The 21,373-nt window shown below is 51.1% G+C and carries 15 protein-coding genes, 2 tRNA genes and 3 rRNA genes; 15 read left to right on the top strand and 5 right to left on the bottom strand.

Annotated features, from left to right (window positions below; translation table 11 throughout):
* Positions 1–7 precede the first annotated feature (7 nt).
* Positions 8–709: an NAD(P)H-flavin reductase gene (gene fre / locus QUE74_RS24010; protein WP_001353704.1), complete on the top strand. Its 702-nt coding sequence runs from the start codon at positions 8–10 to the stop codon at positions 707–709.
* Between the two features lie 417 nt (positions 710–1,126).
* Positions 1,127–2,107 carry an IS110-like element IS621 family transposase gene (locus QUE74_RS24015; protein WP_000399629.1) on the top strand — a complete coding sequence of 327 codons (981 nt, stop codon included), beginning with the start codon at positions 1,127–1,129 and terminating at the stop codon, positions 2,105–2,107.
* A gap of 164 nt (positions 2,108–2,271) precedes the next feature.
* On the opposite strand, the gene fadA is transcribed toward QUE74_RS24015, so the two are convergent.
* A complete protein-coding gene (gene fadA / locus QUE74_RS24020; protein WP_000438751.1) occupies positions 2,272–3,435 on the bottom strand; it encodes an acetyl-CoA C-acyltransferase FadA in 1,164 nt (387 codons plus the stop codon).
* 9 nt (positions 3,436–3,444) lie between these two features.
* The gene (fadB, locus tag QUE74_RS24025; protein WP_001361105.1) at positions 3,445–5,634 is read right to left on the bottom strand and encodes a fatty acid oxidation complex subunit alpha FadB; all 2,190 of its coding nucleotides are present in this window, start codon (positions 5,632–5,634) and stop codon (positions 3,445–3,447) included.
* 188 nt (positions 5,635–5,822) lie between these two features.
* Here fadB and pepQ point away from each other — a divergent pair, with 188 nt between their 5' ends.
* The 9 genes from pepQ (at position 5,823) to rrf (ending at position 15,295) form a co-directional block, all read left to right on the top strand.
* The gene (gene pepQ / locus QUE74_RS24030) at positions 5,823–7,154 is read left to right on the top strand and encodes a Xaa-Pro dipeptidase (protein WP_000444561.1); all 1,332 of its coding nucleotides are present in this window, start codon (positions 5,823–5,825) and stop codon (positions 7,152–7,154) included.
* Complete coding sequence (locus tag QUE74_RS24035) at positions 7,154–7,768, top strand: IMPACT family protein (RefSeq protein ID WP_001353706.1); 615 nt, start codon at positions 7,154–7,156, stop codon at positions 7,766–7,768. The genes pepQ and QUE74_RS24035 overlap by 1 nt, the downstream gene beginning before the upstream one ends.
* A gap of 38 nt (positions 7,769–7,806) precedes the next feature.
* On the top strand, positions 7,807–9,258 hold the full coding sequence (trkH, locus tag QUE74_RS24040) for a Trk system potassium transporter TrkH (protein ID WP_000545677.1): 1,452 nt from the start codon (positions 7,807–7,809) through the stop codon (positions 9,256–9,258).
* Between the two features lie 11 nt (positions 9,259–9,269).
* The gene (hemG, locus tag QUE74_RS24045) at positions 9,270–9,815 is read left to right on the top strand and encodes a menaquinone-dependent protoporphyrinogen IX dehydrogenase (protein ID WP_000853950.1); all 546 of its coding nucleotides are present in this window, start codon (positions 9,270–9,272) and stop codon (positions 9,813–9,815) included.
* A gap of 376 nt (positions 9,816–10,191) precedes the next feature.
* Positions 10,192–11,733, top strand: a 16S ribosomal RNA gene (locus QUE74_RS24050).
* Positions 11,734–11,801: 68 nt separating this feature from the next.
* A tRNA-Ile gene (locus QUE74_RS24055) sits at positions 11,802–11,878 on the top strand.
* Positions 11,879–11,920: 42 nt separating this feature from the next.
* Positions 11,921–11,996, top strand: a tRNA-Ala gene (locus tag QUE74_RS24060).
* Positions 11,997–12,179: 183 nt separating this feature from the next.
* A 23S ribosomal RNA gene (locus QUE74_RS24065) occupies positions 12,180–15,084 on the top strand.
* Positions 15,085–15,179: 95 nt separating this feature from the next.
* Positions 15,180–15,295, top strand: a 5S ribosomal RNA gene (rrf, locus tag QUE74_RS24070).
* The 16S, 23S and 5S rRNA genes sit together here with 2 tRNA genes alongside, the layout of an rRNA operon.
* Before the next feature lie 103 nt (positions 15,296–15,398).
* Here the strand turns inward: rrf and mobB are convergent.
* Both mobB and mobA read right to left on the bottom strand, forming a co-directional pair.
* A complete protein-coding gene (mobB, locus tag QUE74_RS24075) occupies positions 15,399–15,926 on the bottom strand; it encodes a molybdopterin-guanine dinucleotide biosynthesis protein MobB (RefSeq protein WP_000907615.1) in 528 nt (175 codons plus the stop codon).
* On the bottom strand, positions 15,908–16,492 hold the full coding sequence (gene mobA, locus QUE74_RS24080) for a molybdenum cofactor guanylyltransferase MobA (RefSeq protein ID WP_001052167.1): 585 nt from the start codon (positions 16,490–16,492) through the stop codon (positions 15,908–15,910). The genes mobB and mobA overlap by 19 nt, the downstream gene beginning before the upstream one ends.
* Positions 16,493–16,561: 69 nt before the next feature.
* Between mobA and QUE74_RS24085 the strand changes: the two genes are divergently transcribed.
* The 4 genes from QUE74_RS24085 to QUE74_RS24100 all read left to right on the top strand — a co-directional run bounded on the left by QUE74_RS24085 (position 16,562) and on the right by QUE74_RS24100 (position 20,122).
* Positions 16,562–16,831 (top strand): YihD family protein, encoded by a 270-nt coding sequence (locus QUE74_RS24085; protein WP_001355341.1) that lies wholly within the window; start codon positions 16,562–16,564, stop codon positions 16,829–16,831.
* A gap of 76 nt (positions 16,832–16,907) precedes the next feature.
* Complete coding sequence (gene srkA, locus QUE74_RS24090; RefSeq protein ID WP_001065492.1) at positions 16,908–17,894, top strand: stress response kinase SrkA; 987 nt, start codon at positions 16,908–16,910, stop codon at positions 17,892–17,894.
* Between the two features lie 16 nt (positions 17,895–17,910).
* Positions 17,911–18,537: a thiol:disulfide interchange protein DsbA gene (gene dsbA / locus QUE74_RS24095; protein WP_000725337.1), complete on the top strand. Its 627-nt coding sequence runs from the start codon at positions 17,911–17,913 to the stop codon at positions 18,535–18,537.
* 154 nt (positions 18,538–18,691) lie between these two features.
* Positions 18,692–20,122: a YdgA family protein gene (locus QUE74_RS24100; protein WP_001355342.1), complete on the top strand. Its 1,431-nt coding sequence runs from the start codon at positions 18,692–18,694 to the stop codon at positions 20,120–20,122.
* A gap of 40 nt (positions 20,123–20,162) precedes the next feature.
* On the opposite strand, the gene yihG is transcribed toward QUE74_RS24100, so the two are convergent.
* Entirely contained in the window at positions 20,163–21,095 is a 933-nt protein-coding gene (gene yihG, locus QUE74_RS24105) for a 1-acylglycerol-3-phosphate O-acyltransferase YihG (RefSeq protein ID WP_001353708.1), read from the bottom strand.
* Between the last annotated feature and the right edge of the window lie 278 nt (positions 21,096–21,373).

Here is a 21,373-nt window from a genome sequence, read left to right on the forward strand (position 1 = left end):
AAAGCGCATGACAACCTTAAGCTGTAAAGTGACCTCGGTAGAAGCTATCACCGATACCGTATATCGTGTCCGCATCGTGCCAGACGCGGCCTTTTCTTTTCGTGCTGGTCAGTATTTGATGGTGGTGATGGATGAGCGCGATAAACGTCCATTCTCAATGGCTTCGACGCCGGATGAAAAAGAGTTTATCGAGCTGCATATTGGCGCTTCTGAAATCAACCTTTACGCGAAAGCAGTCATGGACCGCATCCTCAAAGATCATCAAATCGTGGTCGATATTCCCCACGGAGAAGCGTGGCTGCGCGATGATGAAGAGCGTCCGATGATTTTGATTGCGGGCGGTACAGGCTTCTCTTATGCGCGCTCGATTTTGCTGACGGCGCTGGCGCGTAACCCAAACCGTGATATCACCATTTACTGGGGCGGGCGTGAAGAGCAGCATCTTTATGATCTCTCCGAGCTTGAGGCGCTTTCGCTGAAGCATCCTGGTCTGCAAGTGGTGCCGGTGGTTGAACAACCGGAAGCGGGTTGGCGTGGGCGTACTGGCACCGTGTTAACGGCGGTATTGCAAGATCACGGTACCCTGGCAGAGCATGATATCTACATTGCCGGGCGTTTTGAGATGGCGAAAATTGCCCGTGACCTGTTTTGCAGTGAGCGTAATGCGCGGGAAGACCGCCTGTTTGGCGATGCGTTTGCGTTTATCTGAGATATAAAAAACCCGCCCCTGACAGGCGGGAAGAACGGCAACTAAAACTTTATACAGTGGCATTTAGATCTATGTCGCATCCGGCATTCGGCACACGATGCCTGATGCGACGCTTGCGCGTCTTATCAGGCCTACATTGGTGCCGGGTCGGTAGGCCGGATAAGGCGTTTACGCCGTATCCGGCAATCGATGCCTGATGCGACGCTGGCGCGTCTTATCAGGCCTTGTATTATCCCTCCTGTGCAGAGAAAATCGGCCAGTTTTCTCTGCCTGCAGTCCGCATGCCGTATCGGGCCTTAGGTTTTCAACCTGTTGCGTAGATTTATGCAGCGGACTGCCTTTCTCCCAAAGTGATAAACCGGACAGTATCATGGACCGGTTTTCCCGGTAATCCGTATTTGCAAGGTTGGTTTCACTATGGAACATGAACTTCATTATATCGGTATCGACACCGCTAAAGAGAAACTGGATGTCGATGTGTTGCGTCCTGATGGTCGTCATCGCACCAAAAAATTCGCTAACACCACTAAAGGGCACGATGAGCTGGTGAGCTGGCTGAAAGGTCACAAGATTGACCATGCGCATATCTGCATCGAAGCGACCGGCACCTATATGGAACCTGTCGCAGAGTGCCTTTACGATGCTGGCTACATAGTGTCAGTCATTAATCCTGCACTGGGTAAAGCTTTCGCTCAGAGTGAAGGACTGCGTAACAAGACTGATACCGTGGATGCGCGCATGCTGGCAGAGTTCTGTCGTCAGAAGCGCCCTGCAGCCTGGGAAGCGCCTCACCCGCTTGAACGCGCGTTGCGTGCCCTGGTCGTACGCCACCAGGCGCTGACAGATATGCACACGCAGGAACTGAACCGCACTGAAACGGCGCGGGAAGTCCAGAGACCGAGCATTGATGCTCACCTTCTGTGGCTTGAAGCAGAGCTGAAGCGTCTTGAGAAGCAGATAAAAGACCTGACAGACGATGATCCGGATATGAAACACCGCAGGAAACTGCTGGAAAGTATCCCGGGTATCGGAGAGAAAACATCTGCGGTATTACTGGCTTATATAGGTCTGAAGGACCGCTTCGCCCATGCCAGACAGTTCGCCGCTTTTGCGGGTCTGACACCACGGCGTTATGAATCAGGCAGTAGTGTGAGAGGGGCAAGCCGGTTGAGTAAAGCCGGACATGTGTCGCTTCGCAGGGCGTTGTATATGCCTGCAATGGTAGCCACCAGTAAGACTGAGTGGGGACGGGCGTTCCGCGACCGTCTGGCGGCTAATGGCAAGAAAGGAAAAGTGATTCTCGGCGCGATGATGCGCAAGCTGGCACAGGTGGCGTATGGAGTGCTGAAGTCAGGCGTACCGTTCGATGCGTCACGGCATAATCCGGTAGCTGCGTAAAAATCGCGGAAGGGATGAAAAAAACAGCGCCTGACGGCGCTGTGTCTGGCATGCCTGCAATCTGGGAAACCAGGGTAGAAAAAAACTTGCAGGCCATAACAGTATCTACATTAGTGCCGGGTCGGTAGACCGGATAAGGCGTTTACGCCGCATCCGGCAAGTGGTTAAACCCGCTCAAACACCGTTGCAATACCCTGACCCAGACCGATACACATCGTCGCCAGACCAAACTGAATGTCTTTGCGTTCCATCAGATTCAGCAGCGTGGTACTGATACGCGCACCGGAACAGCCCAGCGGATGACCCAGTGCGATCGCGCCACCGTTGAGATTGATCTTCTCGTCAATCTGCTCCATCAGTCCCATATCTTTAATACATGGTAGGATCTGCGCGGCAAAAGCTTCGTTCATTTCAAACACGCCGATATCGCTGGCAGAAAGCCCCGCTTTTTTCAGCGCCAGCTTCGAGGCTGGAACCGGGCCGTAACCCATAATCGACGGGTCACAACCAACGACCGCCATCGAACGTACGCGGGCGCGTGGCTTAAGACCTAATTCACGAGCGCGGCTTTCACTCATCACCAGCATGGCTGCAGCGCCATCGGAGAGAGCGGAAGACGTACCCGCCGTTACCGTGCCGCTGACTGGATCGAACGCCGGACGCAGCGTGGCGAGGGCTTCCACGGTGGTTTCCGGCCGAATCACTTCGTCGTAATTAAACTGCTTCAGGACGCCGTCGGCATCGTGACCACCGGTCGGGATGATTTCATTTTTAAATGCGCCCGACTGCGTGGCGGCCCAGGCGCGGGCGTGTGATCGCGCGGCAAAGGCATCCTGCATTTCACGGCTGATACCGTGCATACGCGCCAGCATTTCTGCCGTTAAGCCCATCATGCCCGCCGCTTTGGCGACATTGCGGCTCAGGCCGGGGTGAAAATCGACGCCGTGACTCATCGGCACATGGCCCATATGCTCCACGCCACCGACCAGACATGCCTGTGCATCGCCAGTCATAATCATCCGTGCTGCGTCATGCAGTGCCTGCATGGATGAACCGCACAAGCGATTGACGGTGACCGCCGGGACAGAATGCGGCACTTCTGCCAACAGCGCCGCGTTACGAGCGATATTAAAACCCTGCTCCAGCGTCTGCTGCACACAACCCCAGTAAATATCATCGAGGGCCGCAGCTTCCAGCGCCGGGTTACGCGCCAGCAGGCTACGCATTAAATGAGCGGAGAGATCTTCCGCACGCACGTTACGAAAAGCACCGCCCTTCGAACGGCCCATCGGGGTACGAATTGCATCGACAATGACAACCTGTTCCATTGTGACTCCTTAAGCCGTTTTCAGGTCGCCAACCGGACGGGCTGGCTCAACCGGGGGATAGTACGGTTCGTTATGACGCGCTTTATTACGCAGACCTTCCGGCACTTCATACAGCGGGCCGAGGTGCTGATATTGTTGTGCCATATCGAGGTATTTTGCGCTACCGAGGGTGTCCAGCCAGCGGAACGCGCCGCCGTGGAACGGAGGGAAGCCCAGGCCGTAGACCAGCGCCATATCCGCTTCTGCCGGAGTGGCGATAATGCCTTCTTCCAGACAGCGCACCACTTCGTTGACCATCGGGATCATCATGCGGGCGATAATCTCTTCTTCGCTGAAATCGCGCTTCGGCTGGCTGACTTCTGCCAGCAGGTCGTCAACGGCGGCATCTTCTTCTTTCTTCGGCTTACCTTTGCTGTCTTCTTTATAACGCCAGAAACCGAGGCCGTTCTTCTGACCAAAACGCTTGGCATCAAACAGTGCGTCGATGGCATCGCGATAATCTTTCTGCATCCGCTGCGGGAAACCTGCTGCCATCACTGCCTGGGCGTGATGCGCGGTATCAATGCCCACGACATCCAGCAAGTATGCCGGACCCATCGGCCAGCCGAACTGTTTTTCCATCACTTTGTCGATCTTGCGAAAATCCGCGCCGTCGCGCAGCAGCTGGCTGAAACCGGCGAAATAGGGGAACAGCACGCGGTTAACAAAGAAGCCGGGGCAGTCATTAACCACAATTGGCGTTTTACCCATCTTGCTCGCCCATGCGACAACTTTCGCGATGGTTTCGTCGGAGCTTTTCTCACCGCGAATAATTTCCACCAACGGCATCCGGTGCACTGGGTTAAAGAAATGCATCCCGCAGAAGTTTTCCGGGCGTTCCAGCGCGTTGGCCAGTTCGCTGATAGGAATGGTTGAAGTATTGGAAGCCAGCACGGTATCCGGGCGTACTTTCTGCTCGGTTTCTGCCAGCACGGCTTTTTTCACTTTCGGGTTTTCGACAACCGCTTCTACCACAACGTCCACGCGATCAAACCCGGCGTAGTCGAGCGTTGGATGAATCGTGGAGATCACGCCAGCCAGTTTCAGACCGTCGATCTTGCCGCGCTCAAGCTGCTTGTTCAGCAGTTTCGCGGCTTCGGTCATGCCGAGGGTTAACGACTTGTCGTTGATATCTTTCATGACAACCGGCACGCCTTTCCACGCAGACTGGTAAGCGATGCCGCCGCCCATAATGCCTGCGCCCAGCACAGCGGCCTGTTTCGGGGTTTCAACATCTTTGGTGAGTTTCTTCGCTTTACCTTTTACATATTGATCGTTAAGGAAAATGCCGACCAGTGCGCGAGCTTCGTTGGTATGCGCCAGCGGGACAAAACTTTTGTTTTCCAGGTTTAAGGCTTCTTCACGACCAAAACGGGCCGCAGCTTCAATGGTTTTTACTGCGGTGATGGGTGCGGGGTAATGTTTCCCTGCTGTTTGTGCGACCATTCCTTTAGCGATGGTGAAGCTCATGGTGGCTTCAATCTTGCTCAGTTTTAGCGGTTCCAGCTTCGGCTGACGTTTCGCTTTCCAGTCGAGGTCGCCGTTAATGGCCTGACGTAAAATTGCCTTCGCGCCTTCAACCAGTTTTTCTGCTTTGACTACGCCATCCACCAGACCGATTTTCAGCGCCTGATCCGCGCCGACATCTTTACCGGCGGCAATGATTTCCAGCGCACTATCAGCACCGAGCATACGTGGCATACGTACAGAACCGCCAAAGCCCGGCATGATGCCCAGTTTGGTTTCCGGCAGACCGATGCGCAGATCTGGCGTCGCCAGACGATAATCGGTCGCCAGCACACATTCGCAGCCACCGCCCAGCGCATAGCCGTTGACGGCAGCAATGGTCGGCACCGGCAGATCTTCCAGGCGATTAAACACGCTATTGGCAAAATGCAGCCACTGGCTTAACTGTTCTTCAGGAACGAGGAACAGGGACAAGAATTCGGTGATATCAGCACCGACGATAAAGGCTGCTTTATTCGAACGCAGCAGCAGCCCTTTTAAATCTGATTGCTGTTCCAGCACGCCGATGGCCTCGCCGAGGCTGGCGACGGTCGCAGTGTCGAGTTTATTAACTGAACCTGGGGCATCAAATACCAGTTCGGCAATGCCATCTTCCAGCCAGTCAAGGTACAGGGTGTCGCCTTTGTAAAGCATGTCAGTCTCCTGAATCCGCAAGGTGATCTGGTCGTACCAGATGAAACGAAGTGTGTATTTTGTGTTAAAAATATGCAAATAAAAGATTAAAGAAATGCCAATCTGATCACGCTCGGCAGAAATCACGCTCTGTATTAACGTTGTGCTAAGATGCGGAGACTTAAGGTCAAAAAACAGAAGGGTAAAAAATGGAATCACTGGCCTCGCTCTATAAAAATCATATAGCTACCTTACAGGAACGGACTCGCGATGCGCTGGCGCGCTTCAAACTGGATGCGTTACTTATTCACTCCGGCGAACTGTTCAACGTTTTTCTCGACGATCATCCCTATCCTTTTAAAGTGAACCCGCAATTCAAAGCGTGGGTGCCGGTAACCCAGGTGCCAAACTGCTGGTTGCTGGTAGATGGCGTGAACAAGCCGAAACTGTGGTTTTATCTGCCGGTTGATTACTGGCACAACGTCGAACCACTGCCGACCTCCTTCTGGACTGAGGACGTGGAAGTAATTGCGCTGCCGAAAGCCGATGGCATTGGTAGCCTGTTGCCAGCTGCGCGCGGCAATATCGGGTATATCGGCCCGGTGCCGGAACGTGCGCTGCAACTGGGTATTGAGGCCAGCAATATCAACCCGAAAGGGGTGATCGACTACCTGCATTACTACCGCTCCTTCAAAACCGAGTACGAACTGGCCTGTATGCGTGAAGCGCAGAAAATGGCGGTCAACGGTCATCGCGCGGCAGAAGAAGCGTTCCGTTCTGGCATGAGCGAGTTCGATATCAACATTGCCTATCTGACCGCGACCGGTCATCGTGATACCGACGTGCCTTACAGCAACATTGTGGCGCTCAACGAACATGCTGCGGTACTGCATTACACCAAACTGGACCATCAGGCTCCGGAAGAGATGCGCAGCTTCCTGCTGGATGCCGGGGCAGAATATAACGGCTATGCGGCTGACTTGACCCGTACCTGGTCGGCAAAAAGCGACAACGACTACGCACAGCTGGTGAAAGACGTAAATGATGAACAACTGGCGCTGATCGCTACCATGAAAGCAGGCGTCAGCTATGTGGATTACCACATCCAGTTCCATCAGCGTATCGCCAAACTGCTGCGTAAACATCAAATCATCACCGATATGAGTGAAGAGGCGATGGTCGAAAATGATCTTACCGGACCGTTTATGCCGCACGGTATCGGCCATCCGCTGGGCCTGCAGGTGCATGACGTGGCCGGTTTTATGCAGGATGATAGCGGTACGCACCTCGCGGCACCGGCAAAATATCCGTACCTGCGCTGCACCCGTATTCTCCAGCCGGGCATGGTCTTAACCATCGAACCGGGTATCTACTTCATCGAATCGCTGCTGGCACCGTGGCGTGAAGGGCAGTTCAGCAAACACTTCAATTGGCAGAAAATTGAAGCACTGAAACCGTTCGGCGGCATTCGTATCGAAGACAACGTGGTGATCCACGAAAACAACGTGGAAAACATGACCCGGGATCTGAAACTGGCGTGATGGAAAGCTGGTTAATTCCTGCGGCACCGGTCACGGTTGTTGAAGAGATCAAAAAAAGCCGCTTCATTACGCTGTTGGCGCATACCGATGGCGTCGAGGCGGCAAAAGCGTTTGTTGAATCGGTGCGGGCAGAGCATCCCGATGCTCGCCACCATTGTGTGGCGTGGGTAGCTGGCGCACCGGATGATTCTCAACAACTGGGTTTCTCTGATGACGGGGAACCGGCGGGAACGGCAGGTAAACCGATGCTCGCCCAACTTATGGGCAGCGGCGTCGGGGAAATTACCGCCGTGGTGGTGCGCTACTACGGCGGCATATTGCTGGGCACCGGTGGGTTAGTGAAAGCGTATGGCGGCGGCGTGAATCAGGCACTGCGCCAGCTAACGACCCAACGCAAGACGCCATTAACCGAATATACTTTGCAATGTGAATATAGTCAGTTAACCGGCATTGAAGCGTTGCTGGGGCAGTGTGGCGGCAAAATTATCAACAGTGATTATCAGGCATTCGTTCTGCTGCGGGTGGCGCTTCCGGCGGCGAAAGTGGCTGAATTTTCCGCAAAGCTGGCGGATTTTAGCCGTGGTTCATTGCAATTGTTAGCGATTGAAGAATAATCCCCACTTCGTTTTGCAGAACTAAGGAAGCGGCAGAGATGCATTTTCGCGCCATTACCCGAATCGTTGGACTACTGGTCATCTTATTTTCAGGGACCATGATTATCCCTGGGCTGGTAGCACTCATCTACCGGGATGGAGCGGGCCGCGCTTTTACCCAGACCTTTTTTGTCGCCCTCGCCATTGGCTCTATGCTGTGGTGGCCGAACCGCAAAGAGAAGGGCGAACTGAAATCCCGTGAAGGGTTTCTGATAGTGGTGCTGTTCTGGACCGTGCTGGGTAGCGTCGGTGCGCTCCCTTTTATCTTCTCGGAAAGCCCAAACCTCACGATTACCGATGCATTTTTTGAATCTTTCTCTGGCCTGACCACCACGGGAGCCACTACGCTGGTGGGGCTGGATTCGCTCCCTCACGCCATCCTCTTTTATCGCCAGATGCTGCAATGGTTTGGCGGGATGGGGATCATCGTGTTGGCGGTTGCGATACTGCCTATCCTCGGCGTGGGTGGGATGCAGCTCTATCGCGCAGAAATGCCCGGCCCGCTGAAAGATAACAAAATGCGCCCGCGAATTGCGGAAACGGCGAAAACCCTGTGGTTGATTTATGTCTTGCTGACCGTCGCCTGTGCGCTGGCGTTGTGGTTTGCCGGAATGGATGCCTTTGATGCCATCGGCCATAGCTTTGCGACTATCGCTATTGGCGGCTTCTCGACACATGATGCCAGTATCGGTTATTTCGACAGCCCGACTATTAACACCATCATTGCTATCTTCCTGCTGATCTCCGGCTGTAACTACGGTCTGCACTTTTCGCTGTTAAGTGGGCGTAGTCTGAAGGTTTATTGGCGCGATCCGGAATTTCGCATGTTTATCGGCGTACAGTTTACGCTGGTGGTTATTTGTACCCTCGTGCTGTGGTTTCATAATGTCTATAGTTCGGCGCTGATGACAATTAACCAGGCGTTTTTTCAGGTGGTGTCGATGGCGACAACCGCCGGGTTTACGACTGACAGCATTGCCCGCTGGCCGCTCTTTTTGCCGGTACTGCTTTTATGTTCAGCATTTATTGGCGGTTGCGCCGGGTCTACGGGCGGTGGCCTGAAAGTGATCCGCATTCTGCTGCTGTTTAAGCAGGGGAACCGTGAGCTGAAACGACTGGTGCATCCGAACGCCGTGTATAGCATTAAGCTGGGGAATCGCGCACTGCCGGAACGTATCCTCGAAGCCGTTTGGGGATTTTTCTCCGCCTATGCATTGGTGTTTATTGTCAGTATGCTGGCGATTATCGCCACGGGTGTGGATGACTTTTCTGCCTTTGCCTCGGTTGTTGCGACATTGAATAACCTGGGGCCAGGGCTTGGCGTGGTTGCTGATAACTTTACCAGTATGAACCCGGTGGCTAAATGGATCCTGATTGCCAACATGCTGTTTGGTCGTCTCGAGGTCTTTACATTGCTGGTGCTCTTTACCCCGACTTTCTGGCGTGAATGATGGAGTAATACGTGAAAACATTAATTCTTTTCTCAACAAGGGACGGACAAACGCGCGAGATTGCCGCCTACCTGGCTTCGGAACTGAAAGAACTGGGGATCCAGGCAGATGTCGCTAATGTGCATCGCATTGAAGAACCCCAGTGGGAAAACTACGATCGCGTGGTCATTGGTGCTTCTATTCGCTATGGTCACTACCACTCTGCGTTCCAGGAATTTGTCAAAAAGCATGCGACGCGGCTGAATTCGATGCCGAGCGCCTTTTACTCCGTAAACCTGGTGGCGCGTAAACCGGAGAAGCGTACTCCACAGACCAACAGCTACGCGCGGAAGTTTCTGATGAGTTCACAATGGCGTCCCGATCGCTGTGCCGTCATTGCCGGGGCGCTACGTTATCCACGTTACCGCTGGTACGACCGCTTTATGATCAAGCTGATTATGAAGATGTCAGGCGGTGAAACGGATACGCGCAAAGAAGTTGTCTATACCGATTGGCAGCAGGTGGAGAATTTCGCCCGAGAAATCGCCCATTTAACCGACAAACCGACGCTGAAATAAGCATAAAGAGTAAAAAATGCGCGGTCGGAAAATTATTTTAAATTTCCTCTTGTCAGGCCGGAATAACTCCCTATAATGCGCCACCACTGACACGGAACAACGGCAAACACGCCGCCGGGTCAGCGAGATTCTCCTGAGAATCTCGACAGAGAAAAGCAAAAAAATGCTTGACTCTGGAGCGGGAAAGCGTATTATGCACACCCCGCGCCGCTGAGAAAAAGCGAAGCGGCACTGCTCTTTAACAATTTATCAGACAATCTGTGTGGGCACTCGAAGATACGGATTCTTAACGTCGCAAGACGAAAAATGAATACCAAGTCTCAAGAGTGAACACGTAATTCATTACGAAGTTTAATTCTTTGAGCATCAAACTTTTAAATTGAAGAGTTTGATCATGGCTCAGATTGAACGCTGGCGGCAGGCCTAACACATGCAAGTCGAACGGTAACAGGAATCAGCTTGCTGATTTGCTGACGAGTGGCGGACGGGTGAGTAATGTCTGGGAAACTGCCTGATGGAGGGGGATAACTACTGGAAACGGTAGCTAATACCGCATAACGTCGCAAGACCAAAGAGGGGGACCTTCGGGCCTCTTGCCATCGGATGTGCCCAGATGGGATTAGCTAGTAGGTGGGGTAACGGCTCACCTAGGCGACGATCCCTAGCTGGTCTGAGAGGATGACCAGCCACACTGGAACTGAGACACGGTCCAGACTCCTACGGGAGGCAGCAGTGGGGAATATTGCACAATGGGCGCAAGCCTGATGCAGCCATGCCGCGTGTATGAAGAAGGCCTTCGGGTTGTAAAGTACTTTCAGCGGGGAGGAAGGGAGTAAAGTTAATACCTTTGCTCATTGACGTTACCCGCAGAAGAAGCACCGGCTAACTCCGTGCCAGCAGCCGCGGTAATACGGAGGGTGCAAGCGTTAATCGGAATTACTGGGCGTAAAGCGCACGCAGGCGGTTTGTTAAGTCAGATGTGAAATCCCCGGGCTCAACCTGGGAACTGCATCTGATACTGGCAAGCTTGAGTCTCGTAGAGGGGGGTAGAATTCCAGGTGTAGCGGTGAAATGCGTAGAGATCTGGAGGAATACCGGTGGCGAAGGCGGCCCCCTGGACGAAGACTGACGCTCAGGTGCGAAAGCGTGGGGAGCAAACAGGATTAGATACCCTGGTAGTCCACGCCGTAAACGATGTCGACTTGGAGGTTGTGCCCTTGAGGCGTGGCTTCCGGAGCTAACGCGTTAAGTCGACCGCCTGGGGAGTACGGCCGCAAGGTTAAAACTCAAATGAATTGACGGGGGCCCGCACAAGCGGTGGAGCATGTGGTTTAATTCGATGCAACGCGAAGAACCTTACCTGGTCTTGACATCCACGGAAGTTTTCAGAGATGAGAATGTGCCTTCGGGAACCGTGAGACAGGTGCTGCATGGCTGTCGTCAGCTCGTGTTGTGAAATGTTGGGTTAAGTCCCGCAACGAGCGCAACCCTTATCCTTTGTTGCCAGCGGTCCGGCCGGGAACTCAAAGGAGACTGCCAGTGATAAACTGGAGGAAGGTGGGGATGACGTCAAGTCATCATGGCCCTTACGACCAGGGCTACACACGTGCTACAATGGCGCATACAAAGAGAAGCGACCTCGCGAGAGCAAGCGGACCTCATAAAGTGCGTCGTAGTCCGGATTGGAGTCTGCAACTCGACTCCATGAAGTCGGAATCGCTAGTAATCGTGGATCAGAATGCCACGGTGAATACGTTCCCGGGCCTTGTACACACCGCCCGTCACACCATGGGAGTGGGTTGCAAAAGAAGTAGGTAGCTTAACCTTCGGGAGGGCGCTTACCACTTTGTGATTCATGACTGGGGTGAAGTCGTAACAAGGTAACCGTAGGGGAACCTGCGGTTGGATCACCTCCTTACCTTAAAGAACTGTGCTTTGCAGTGCTCACACAGATTGTCTGATGAAAATGAGCAGTAAAACCTCTACAGGCTTGTAGCTCAGGTGGTTAGAGCGCACCCCTGATAAGGGTGAGGTCGGTGGTTCAAGTCCACTCAGGCCTACCAAATTTGCACCGCAAATTTGAAGAGGTTTTAACTACATGTTATGGGGCTATAGCTCAGCTGGGAGAGCGCCTGCTTTGCACGCAGGAGGTCTGCGGTTCGATCCCGCATAGCTCCACCATCTCTGTAGTGATTAAATAAAAAATACTTCAGAGTGTACCTGCAAAGGTTCACTGCGAAGTTTTGCTCTTTAAAAATCTGGATCAAGCTGAAAATTGAAACACTGAACAACGAAAGTTGTTCGTGAGTCTCTCAAATTTTCGCAACACGATGATGAATCGAAAGAAACATCTTCGGGTTGTGAGGTTAAGCGACTAAGCGTACACGGTGGATGCCCTGGCAGTCAGAGGCGATGAAGGACGTGCTAATCTGCGATAAGCGTCGGTAAGGTGATATGAACCGTTATAACCGGCGATTTCCGAATGGGGAAACCCAGTGTGATTCGTCACACTATCATTAACTGAATCCATAGGTTAATGAGGCGAACCGGGGGAACTGAAACATCTAAGTACCCCGAGGAAAAGAAATCAACCGAGATTCCCCCAGTAGCGGCGAGCGAACGGGGAGGAGCCCAGAGCCTGAATCAGTGTGTGTGTTAGTGGAAGCGTCTGGAAAGGCGCGCGATACAGGGTGACAGCCCCGTACACAAAAATGCACATGCTGTGAGCTCGATGAGTAGGGCGGGACACGTGGTATCCTGTCTGAATATGGGGGGACCATCCTCCAAGGCTAAATACTCCTGACTGACCGATAGTGAACCAGTACCGTGAGGGAAAGGCGAAAAGAACCCCGGCGAGGGGAGTGAAAAAGAACCTGAAACCGTGTACGTACAAGCAGTGGGAGCCTCTTTATGGGGTGACTGCGTACCTTTTGTATAATGGGTCAGCGACTTATATTCTGTAGCAAGGTTAACCGAATAGGGGAGCCGAAGGGAAACCGAGTCTTAACTGGGCGTTAAGTTGCAGGGTATAGACCCGAAACCCGGTGATCTAGCCATGGGCAGGTTGAAGGTTGGGTAACACTAACTGGAGGACCGAACCGACTAATGTTGAAAAATTAGCGGATGACTTGTGGCTGGGGGTGAAAGGCCAATCAAACCGGGAGATAGCTGGTTCTCCCCGAAAGCTATTTAGGTAGCGCCTCGTGAATTCATCTCCGGGGGTAGAGCACTGTTTCGGCAAGGGGGTCATCCCGACTTACCAACCCGATGCAAACTGCGAATACCGGAGAATGTTATCACGGGAGACACACGGCGGGTGCTAACGTCCGTCGTGAAGAGGGAAACAACCCAGACCGCCAGCTAAGGTCCCAAAGTCATGGTTAAGTGGGAAACGATGTGGGAAGGCCCAGACAGCCAGGATGTTGGCTTAGAAGCAGCCATCATTTAAAGAAAGCGTAATAGCTCACTGGTCGAGTCGGCCTGCGCGGAAGATGTAACGGGGCTAAACCATGCACCGAAGCTGCGGCAGCGACGCTTATGCGTTGTTGGGTAGGGGAGCGTTCTGTAAGCCTGCGAAGGTGTACTGTGAGGTATGCTGGAGGTATCAGAAGTGCGAATGCTGACATAAGTAACGATAAAGCGGGTGAAAAGCCCGCTCGCCGGAAGACCAAGGGTTCCTGTCCAACGTTAATCGGGGCAGGGTGAGTCGACCCCTAAGGCGAGGCCGAAAGGCGTAGTCGATGGGAAACAGGTTAATATTCCTGTACTTGGTGTTACTGCGAAGGGGGGACGGAGAAGGCTATGTTGGCCGGGCGACGGTTGTCCCGGTTTAAGCGTGTAGGCTGGTTTTCCAGGCAAATCCGGAAAATCAAGGCTGAGGCGTGATGACGAGGCACTACGGTGCTGAAGCAACAAATGCCCTGCTTCCAGGAAAAGCCTCTAAGCATCAGGTAACATCAAATCGTACCCCAAACCGACACAGGTGGTCAGGTAGAGAATACCAAGGCGCTTGAGAGAACTCGGGTGAAGGAACTAGGCAAAATGGTGCCGTAACTTCGGGAGAAGGCACGCTGATATGTAGGTGAAGCGACTTGCTCGTGGAGCTGAAATCAGTCGAAGATACCAGCTGGCTGCAACTGTTTATTAAAAACACAGCACTGTGCAAACACGAAAGTGGACGTATACGGTGTGACGCCTGCCCGGTGCCGGAAGGTTAATTGATGGGGTTAGCGGTAACGCGAAGCTCTTGATCGAAGCCCCGGTAAACGGCGGCCGTAACTATAACGGTCCTAAGGTAGCGAAATTCCTTGTCGGGTAAGTTCCGACCTGCACGAATGGCGTAATGATGGCCAGGCTGTCTCCACCCGAGACTCAGTGAAATTGAACTCGCTGTGAAGATGCAGTGTACCCGCGGCAAGACGGAAAGACCCCGTGAACCTTTACTATAGCTTGACACTGAACATTGAGCCTTGATGTGTAGGATAGGTGGGAGGCTTTGAAGTGTGGACGCCAGTCTGCATGGAGCCGACCTTGAAATACCACCCTTTAATGTTTGATGTTCTAACGTAGGCCCCTTATCGGGGTTGCGGACAGTGTCTGGTGGGTAGTTTGACTGGGGCGGTCTCCTCCTAAAGAGTAACGGAGGAGCACGAAGGTTGGCTAATCCTGGTCGGACATCAGGAGGTTAGTGCAATGGCATAAGCCAGCTTGACTGCGAGCGTGACGGCGCGAGCAGGTGCGAAAGCAGGTCATAGTGATCCGGTGGTTCTGAATGGAAGGGCCATCGCTCAACGGATAAAAGGTACTCCGGGGATAACAGGCTGATACCGCCCAAGAGTTCATATCGACGGCGGTGTTTGGCACCTCGATGTCGGCTCATCACATCCTGGGGCTGAAGTAGGTCCCAAGGGTATGGCTGTTCGCCATTTAAAGTGGTACGCGAGCTGGGTTTAGAACGTCGTGAGACAGTTCGGTCCCTATCTGCCGTGGGCGCTGGAGAACTGAGGGGGGCTGCTCCTAGTACGAGAGGACCGGAGTGGACGCATCACTGGTGTTCGGGTTGTCATGCCAATGGCACTGCCCGGTAGCTAAATGCGGAAGAGATAAGTGCTGAAAGCATCTAAGCACGAAACTTGCCCCGAGATGAGTTCTCCCTGACCCTTTAAGGGTCCTGAAGGAACGTTGAAGACGACGACGTTGATAGGCCGGGTGTGTAAGCGCAGCGATGCGTTGAGCTAACCGGTACTAATGAACCGTGAGGCTTAACCTTACAACGCCGAAGGTGTTTTGGCGGATTGAGAGAAGATTTTCAGCCTGATACAGATTAAATCAGAACGCAGAAGCGGTCTGATGAAACAGAATTTGCCTGGCGGCCTTAGCGCGGTGGTCCCACCTGACCCCATGCCGAACTCAGAAGTGAAACGCCGTAGCGCCGATGGTAGTGTGGGGTCTCCCCATGCGAGAGTAGGGAACTGCCAGGCATCAAATTAAGCAGAAGGCCCGGTCGGAAGACTGGGCCTTTTTGCGCTGGTGCAGAAAAAGGTCGGATACGACGCTGGCGCGTCTGATCCAGACTACTCTTGCTTATCCGTCCTGATTTTGCATCCACTCCACCACAAAATCAGCCAGCCCCTCAACATCATTAATATCCAGTAACGCGACATCAAGATTAAGCGGCACATCACTGGCTACAGCAATAACATGTCTGTCTATCACTAATTCTTCCGGTCGATGTCCGGCTCCATCGCGAAACAGCACAATCTTTGCGATCTCTTCATGCTTAAACCCTTCGACCAGAATCAAATCCAGCTTTGAGGTATCCATTCGACTTGCGAGAAAATGTAGATCCAGCTCTTCTTCGTCTGGTGTTTCCGTCATCAAGGCCCATCGCTGCTGGCTGGCAACGATGGTTTGTGCCGCGCCAGCCTTGCGCAGCTCATAGCTATCTTTGCCCGGTTTATCAACATCCATATCATGGTGCGTATGCTTAATCAGCCCTGGACGGATCCCTCTGGCGCATAATGCCGGGATCAGTTTTTTCAGCAGCGTAGTTTTTCCAGTGCCGCTCCACGCGGCAAAGGCGAGTAACGGTATCATCGTTTTTCCTGCCATCGGGCAAGCTCCTCTGGCGTATTCACGTTTACAAATGCATCTTTATGATCGCTGAAATCGACCGCGTGACCGCCAGCCAGACGCATAAATGCCATTACCCGGCGTTCTCCTGCTTGCAGATATTCCAGTAATAAAGGCTCAATTGCGCGGTTTACCAGAGCAATAGTCGGGTGATCGCGTTCACCGTCGTGGACCCACACGACAGGCGCATCTTTGCGCTGATGATTAAGCCGGGCAGCTAAATCAGGGGGAATGTAAGGCGTATCGCATGGGCAAAACAAAAACCACTCCCCCGCTTCCTGCTGCATTACTGAAAGCATTCCTGCCAGAGGGCCTGGGTAATCCGCCAGTGTATCTTCAATCACTTTCAGACCGCTTGCCTGATAGATTTCCTGATGACGATTAGCATTAACCACGACGTGAGAGTGCTGCGTCATAAGCGCGTCAGCGACATGTTGCCATAATGGTTTGCCGTTTAATTCAAGCAATCCTTTATCTACGCCGCCCATTCGTCTGGCTTTACCGCCCGCCAGCACAACGCCTGTTATCGTCGTCATCAGATTCACCGATATCGCCTCTTTTATTGTGGGATTGACCCTGCTAACGTGTCTGTCTCAAGAGTAAGGAGCATTACTATGAAATGTAAACGTCTGAATGAAGTTATTGAACTCCTCCAGCCAGCCTGGCAAAAAGAGCCAGACCTTAACCTGCTGCAATTTTTGCAGAAACTGGCGAAAGAGTCAGGTTTTGACGGCGAACTGGCGGATTTGACGGATGACATTCTGATCTATCACCTGAAAATGCGTGATTCTGCGAAAGGTGCGGTGATCCCGGGTTTGCAGAAAGATTATGAAGAAGATTTCAAAACGGCGCTGTTACGCGCTCGCGGCGTAATTAAAGAGTAAAAGCTTGTAAGCGGTGCCACCAAAATCATCGTGAAATGATATCCTTCATCATTCGTAATGTTTTCCGGATGATGGGATGAACAACAGCGCTTTTACTTTCCAGACACTACACCCGGATACCATCATGGACGCTCTGTTTGAGCATGGGATCCGGGTGGATTCCGGTCTTACCCCGCTTAACAGCTATGAAAACCGTGTCTATCAATTTCAGGACGAAGATCGTCGACGTTTTGTCGTCAAATTTTATCGCCCTGAACGTTGGACAGCCGATCAAATCCTCGAAGAACATCAATTTGCGTTGCAGCTGGTTAACGATGAAGTTCCGGTCGCAGCGCCTGTGGCCTTTAACGGTCAGACTTTATTGAATCATCAGGGATTTTATTTCGCTGTTTTTCCAAGCGTCGGTGGTCGCCAGTTCGAAGCTGATAATATCGATCAGATGGAAGCTGTTGGGCGTTATTTAGGGTGTATGCACCAGACGGGGCGCAAACAGCTTTTTATCCATCGCCCGACCATCGGTCTGAATGAATATCTCATTGAGCCACGCAAGCTGTTTGAGGACGCTACACTGATACCTTCCGGGTTGAAAGCGGCATTCCTGAAAGCGACAGATGAGCTGATCGCCGCCGTTACAGCACACTGGCGGGAAGATTTCACCGTTCTGCGGCTACATGGAGACTGCCACGCCGGGAATATCCTCTGGCGCGATGGTCCAATGTTTGTTGATCTGGATGATGCACGTAATGGTCCGGCTATTCAGGATTTGTGGATGTTGCTCAATGGCGATAAAGCCGAGCAGCGGATGCAACTGGAAACTATTATTGAAGCTTATGAAGAATTTAGCGAGTTCGACACCGCTGAAATCGGACTGATTGAACCTTTACGCGCCATGCGTTTGGTTTATTATCTTGCCTGGCTAATGCGGCGTTGGGCTGATCCCGCGTTCCCGAAAAATTTCCCGTGGTTAACCGGGGAAGATTACTGGCTGCGACAGACGGCGACTTTTATAGAACAGGCAAAAGTTCTACAAGAACCCCCTTTGCAATTAACACCTATGTATTAATCGGAGAGAGTAGATCATGAAAAAGATTTGGCTGGCGCTGGCTGGTTTAGTTTTAGCGTTTAGCGCATCGGCGGCGCAGTATGAAGATGGTAAACAGTACACTACCCTGGAAAAACCGGTAGCTGGCGCGCCGCAAGTGCTGGAGTTTTTCTCTTTCTTCTGCCCGCACTGCTATCAGTTTGAAGAAGTTCTGCATATTTCTGATAACGTGAAGAAAAAACTGCCGGAAGGCGTGAAGATGACTAAATACCACGTCAACTTCATGGGGGGTGACCTGGGCAAAGATCTGACTCAGGCATGGGCAGTGGCGATGGCACTGGGCGTGGAAGACAAAGTCACTGTTCCGCTGTTTGAAGGCGTACAGAAAACCCAGACCATTCGTTCAGCATCTGATATCCGCGATGTATTTATCAACGCAGGTATTAAAGGTGAAGAGTACGACGCGGCGTGGAACAGCTTCGTGGTGAAATCCCTGGTCGCTCAGCAGGAAAAAGCTGCAGCTGACGTGCAATTGCGTGGCGTTCCGGCGATGTTTGTTAATGGTAAATATCAGCTGAATCCGCAGGGTATGGATACCAGCAATATGGATGTTTTTGTTCAGCAGTATGCTGATACTGTGAAATATCTGTCCGAGAAAAAATAATTCAATGTAAATTACATAAAGCCCGTGAATATTCACGGGCTTTTTTTATTATTTAATAAATATAAATACATTCTGATAATGCGTCCTGCCGCTGGACATTATTTCAGCATAAGTGGATATTCAAAGTTTTGCTGTTTTATCAGGGAATATTTATATGATACGTAAGTCAGCTACAGGTGTTATTGTTGCGTTAGCCGTAATCTGGGGTGGTGGCACATGGTACACAGGTACGCAAATTCAGCCTGGTGTCGAAAAGTTCATTAAAGATTTTAACGATGCTAAAAAGAAAGGTGAACATGCCTACGATATGACGTTAAGTTATAAAAACTTTGACAAAGGCTTTTTTAATTCTCATTTTCAAATGCAAATGACATTTGATAACGGTGCACCCGATCTCAATATCAAGCCAGGCCAGAAAGTTGCATTTGATGTGGATGTTGAGCACGGTCCGTTGCCCATCACAATGTTAATGCGTGGTAATGTCATCCCCGCACTGGCAGCGGCAAAAGTGAACTTAGTGAATAATGAACTGACACAACCGCTATTTATCGCCGCAAAAAATAAATCGCCCGTGGAAGCGACATTGCGATTCGCGTTTGGTGGCTCATTCTCCACGACATTAGATGTTGCCCCTGCAAAATATGGAAAGTTTTCTTTTGGTGAAGGCCAGTTTACTTTTAATGGTGATGGTAGCTCATTGTCTAACCTGGATATTGAAGGCAAAGTCGAAGATATTGTTCTGGAATTATCGCCATTGAACAAAGTAACGGCGAAAAGTTTTACCATTGATTCTCTGACGCGATTAGAAGAAAAGAAATTTCCGGTTGGCGAAAGCGAGTCGAAATTCAATCAGATTAACATTATCAATCAGGGAGAAGACGTTGCCCAAATCGATGCTTTCGTTGCAAAAACCAGGCTGGATCGCGTTAAAGACAAAGATTATATCAATGTCAATCTGACCTACGAACTTGATAAGTTAACAAAAGGAAATCAGCAACTCGGTAGTGGTGAGTGGTCCTTGATTGCGGAATCTATTGATCCCTCAGCGGTGCGCCAATTTATCATTCAGTATAACATTGCGATGCAGAAGCAGCTTGCTGCACACCCTGAGTTAGCAAACGATGAAGTTGCTCTGCAAGAAGTGAATGCTGCATTGTTCAAAGAGTATTTACCATTATTACAAAAAAGTGAGCCGACCATTAAACAACCGGTAAGATGGAAGAACGCACTCGGCGAACTAAATGCCAATCTGGATATCAGTATTGCCGACCCAGCCAAATCTTCATCATCCACAAACAAAGATATTAAATCGCTCAATTTTGACGTGAAGTTACCGCTTAATGTTGTCACAGAAACCGCAAAACAGCTTAATTTATCTGAAGGCATGGATGCTGAAAAAGCGCAAAAGCGGGCTGATAAACAAATCAGCGGGATGATGACATTAGGTCAGATGTTTCAGTTAATCACGATTGACAACAATACCGCCTCGCTGCAACTGCGTTATACACCGGGTAAAGTTGTTTTTAACGGACAGGAAATGAGCGAAGAAGAATTTATGTCTCGTGCCGGACGTTTTGTTCATTAAAATACTCACTCGCCTCTGCTCATTCAGAGGCGAGTAAAACTTACTTATTCTGACGCTGTGATGACATCAACGACGTCAGAAGTCGGTCTTTTTCCTGCCACAGTGAGTTCAGCCATTGCTGAAAATGGCGCTTAAAGCTTTTGTCATTGATGTAGTCGCCATGTAAATCATCGGCAATAGGCTGTAAATCCACATGTACGACAATTCGCGTCAGTTTACCGCTTAACATATCGAAGAACGGCTGACGGTTATTGTCCGGATAACACAGCGTAACATTAAGCAGTTTATCGAATTGTTTACCCAGTACATTTAGCGCCATCGCAATGCCTGCTGCCTTTGGTGGCAACAAGTTTTGAAAAGTGGAGTGGGTTTGCTGATGTTTTTCTTGCGTGAAACGGGAGCCTTCAACGAAATTGACAATGGTGGTGGGGTGCAGGCGAAACTTTTCACAAGAACGCCGGGTGGTTTCAACATCTTTACCACGTCGTTCCGGATGACGTAATAAATAAGCGCGGGAATAACGCTTCATAAACGGCATATCCAGCGCCCAGCATGCCAGGCCAAGAAATGGTACCCAGGCAAGCTGCTGCTTGAGGAAATATTTATTCATCGGAATGTGCTTACGAAACAGCACGCACAGTACGACAATATCTGCCCAACTACGGTGGTTACAAATAAGCAGATACCAGTTCTTCTTACTTAACCCTTCCAGCCCGTGAACTTCCCATTGCAGGTGTGGGTTCAGATGCAGTAATACCGCCAGACTTTCACACCAGCAATACATCATAAAATCACAAAAACGCGAAACCTTTCGCCAAATGACTGGCACAGGTAGCAATAGTTTTACAATCCCGGCAATGATGATCGGGACGGAGCAAAAAATAGTGACCAAAATGGTCAATACGATACTCAGCAAAAGGGTTATCGCAGCGAGTATTCTCGTCATAATGAATTTATTCAAAAGGTTAGCCATAGACAGTGCGCTAAAGAAGCGCAAGGCGCCGATTTTAGCAGAAAACGCCCCAAATAACGGATGATCCTTAAGGAGAAAAATAATTCATATCTATCCACATTAGAAAAAATCCCATTATCACAATTATTAGGGATGGCTTTATATTTAACTGTATGAAAAGCAAAGACAAACATCATGCTGTAAAAAGCATGATAATAAATTAAAAGCGATGTAAATAATTTATGCACAAAGTTATCCACATGACGATTTGCGAGCGATCCAGAAGATCTACAAAAGAT

This window comes from Escherichia sp. 10290 (genome assembly GCF_030295155.1).
Lineage (GTDB): Bacteria > Pseudomonadota > Gammaproteobacteria > Enterobacterales > Enterobacteriaceae > Escherichia > Escherichia coli_F.

Coding starts and splice junctions, on each gene's coding strand:
- fre (WP_001353704.1), top strand. CDS start 8: ATGACAACCTTAAGCTGTAAAGTGACCTCGGTAGAAGCTATCACCGAT.
- QUE74_RS24015 (WP_000399629.1), top strand. CDS start 1,127: ATGGAACATGAACTTCATTATATCGGTATCGACACCGCTAAAGAGAAA.
- fadA (WP_000438751.1), bottom strand. CDS start 3,435: ATGGAACAGGTTGTCATTGTCGATGCAATTCGTACCCCGATGGGCCGT.
- fadB (WP_001361105.1), bottom strand. CDS start 5,634: ATGCTTTACAAAGGCGACACCCTGTACCTTGACTGGCTGGAAGATGGC.
- pepQ (WP_000444561.1), top strand. CDS start 5,823: ATGGAATCACTGGCCTCGCTCTATAAAAATCATATAGCTACCTTACAG.
- QUE74_RS24035 (WP_001353706.1), top strand. CDS start 7,154: ATGGAAAGCTGGTTAATTCCTGCGGCACCGGTCACGGTTGTTGAAGAG.
- trkH (WP_000545677.1), top strand. CDS start 7,807: ATGCATTTTCGCGCCATTACCCGAATCGTTGGACTACTGGTCATCTTA.
- mobB (WP_000907615.1), bottom strand. CDS start 15,926: ATGGCAGGAAAAACGATGATACCGTTACTCGCCTTTGCCGCGTGGAGC.
- QUE74_RS24085 (WP_001355341.1), top strand. CDS start 16,562: ATGAAATGTAAACGTCTGAATGAAGTTATTGAACTCCTCCAGCCAGCC.
- srkA (WP_001065492.1), top strand. CDS start 16,908: ATGAACAACAGCGCTTTTACTTTCCAGACACTACACCCGGATACCATC.
- dsbA (WP_000725337.1), top strand. CDS start 17,911: ATGAAAAAGATTTGGCTGGCGCTGGCTGGTTTAGTTTTAGCGTTTAGC.
- QUE74_RS24100 (WP_001355342.1), top strand. CDS start 18,692: ATGATACGTAAGTCAGCTACAGGTGTTATTGTTGCGTTAGCCGTAATC.
- yihG (WP_001353708.1), bottom strand. CDS start 21,095: ATGGCTAACCTTTTGAATAAATTCATTATGACGAGAATACTCGCTGCG.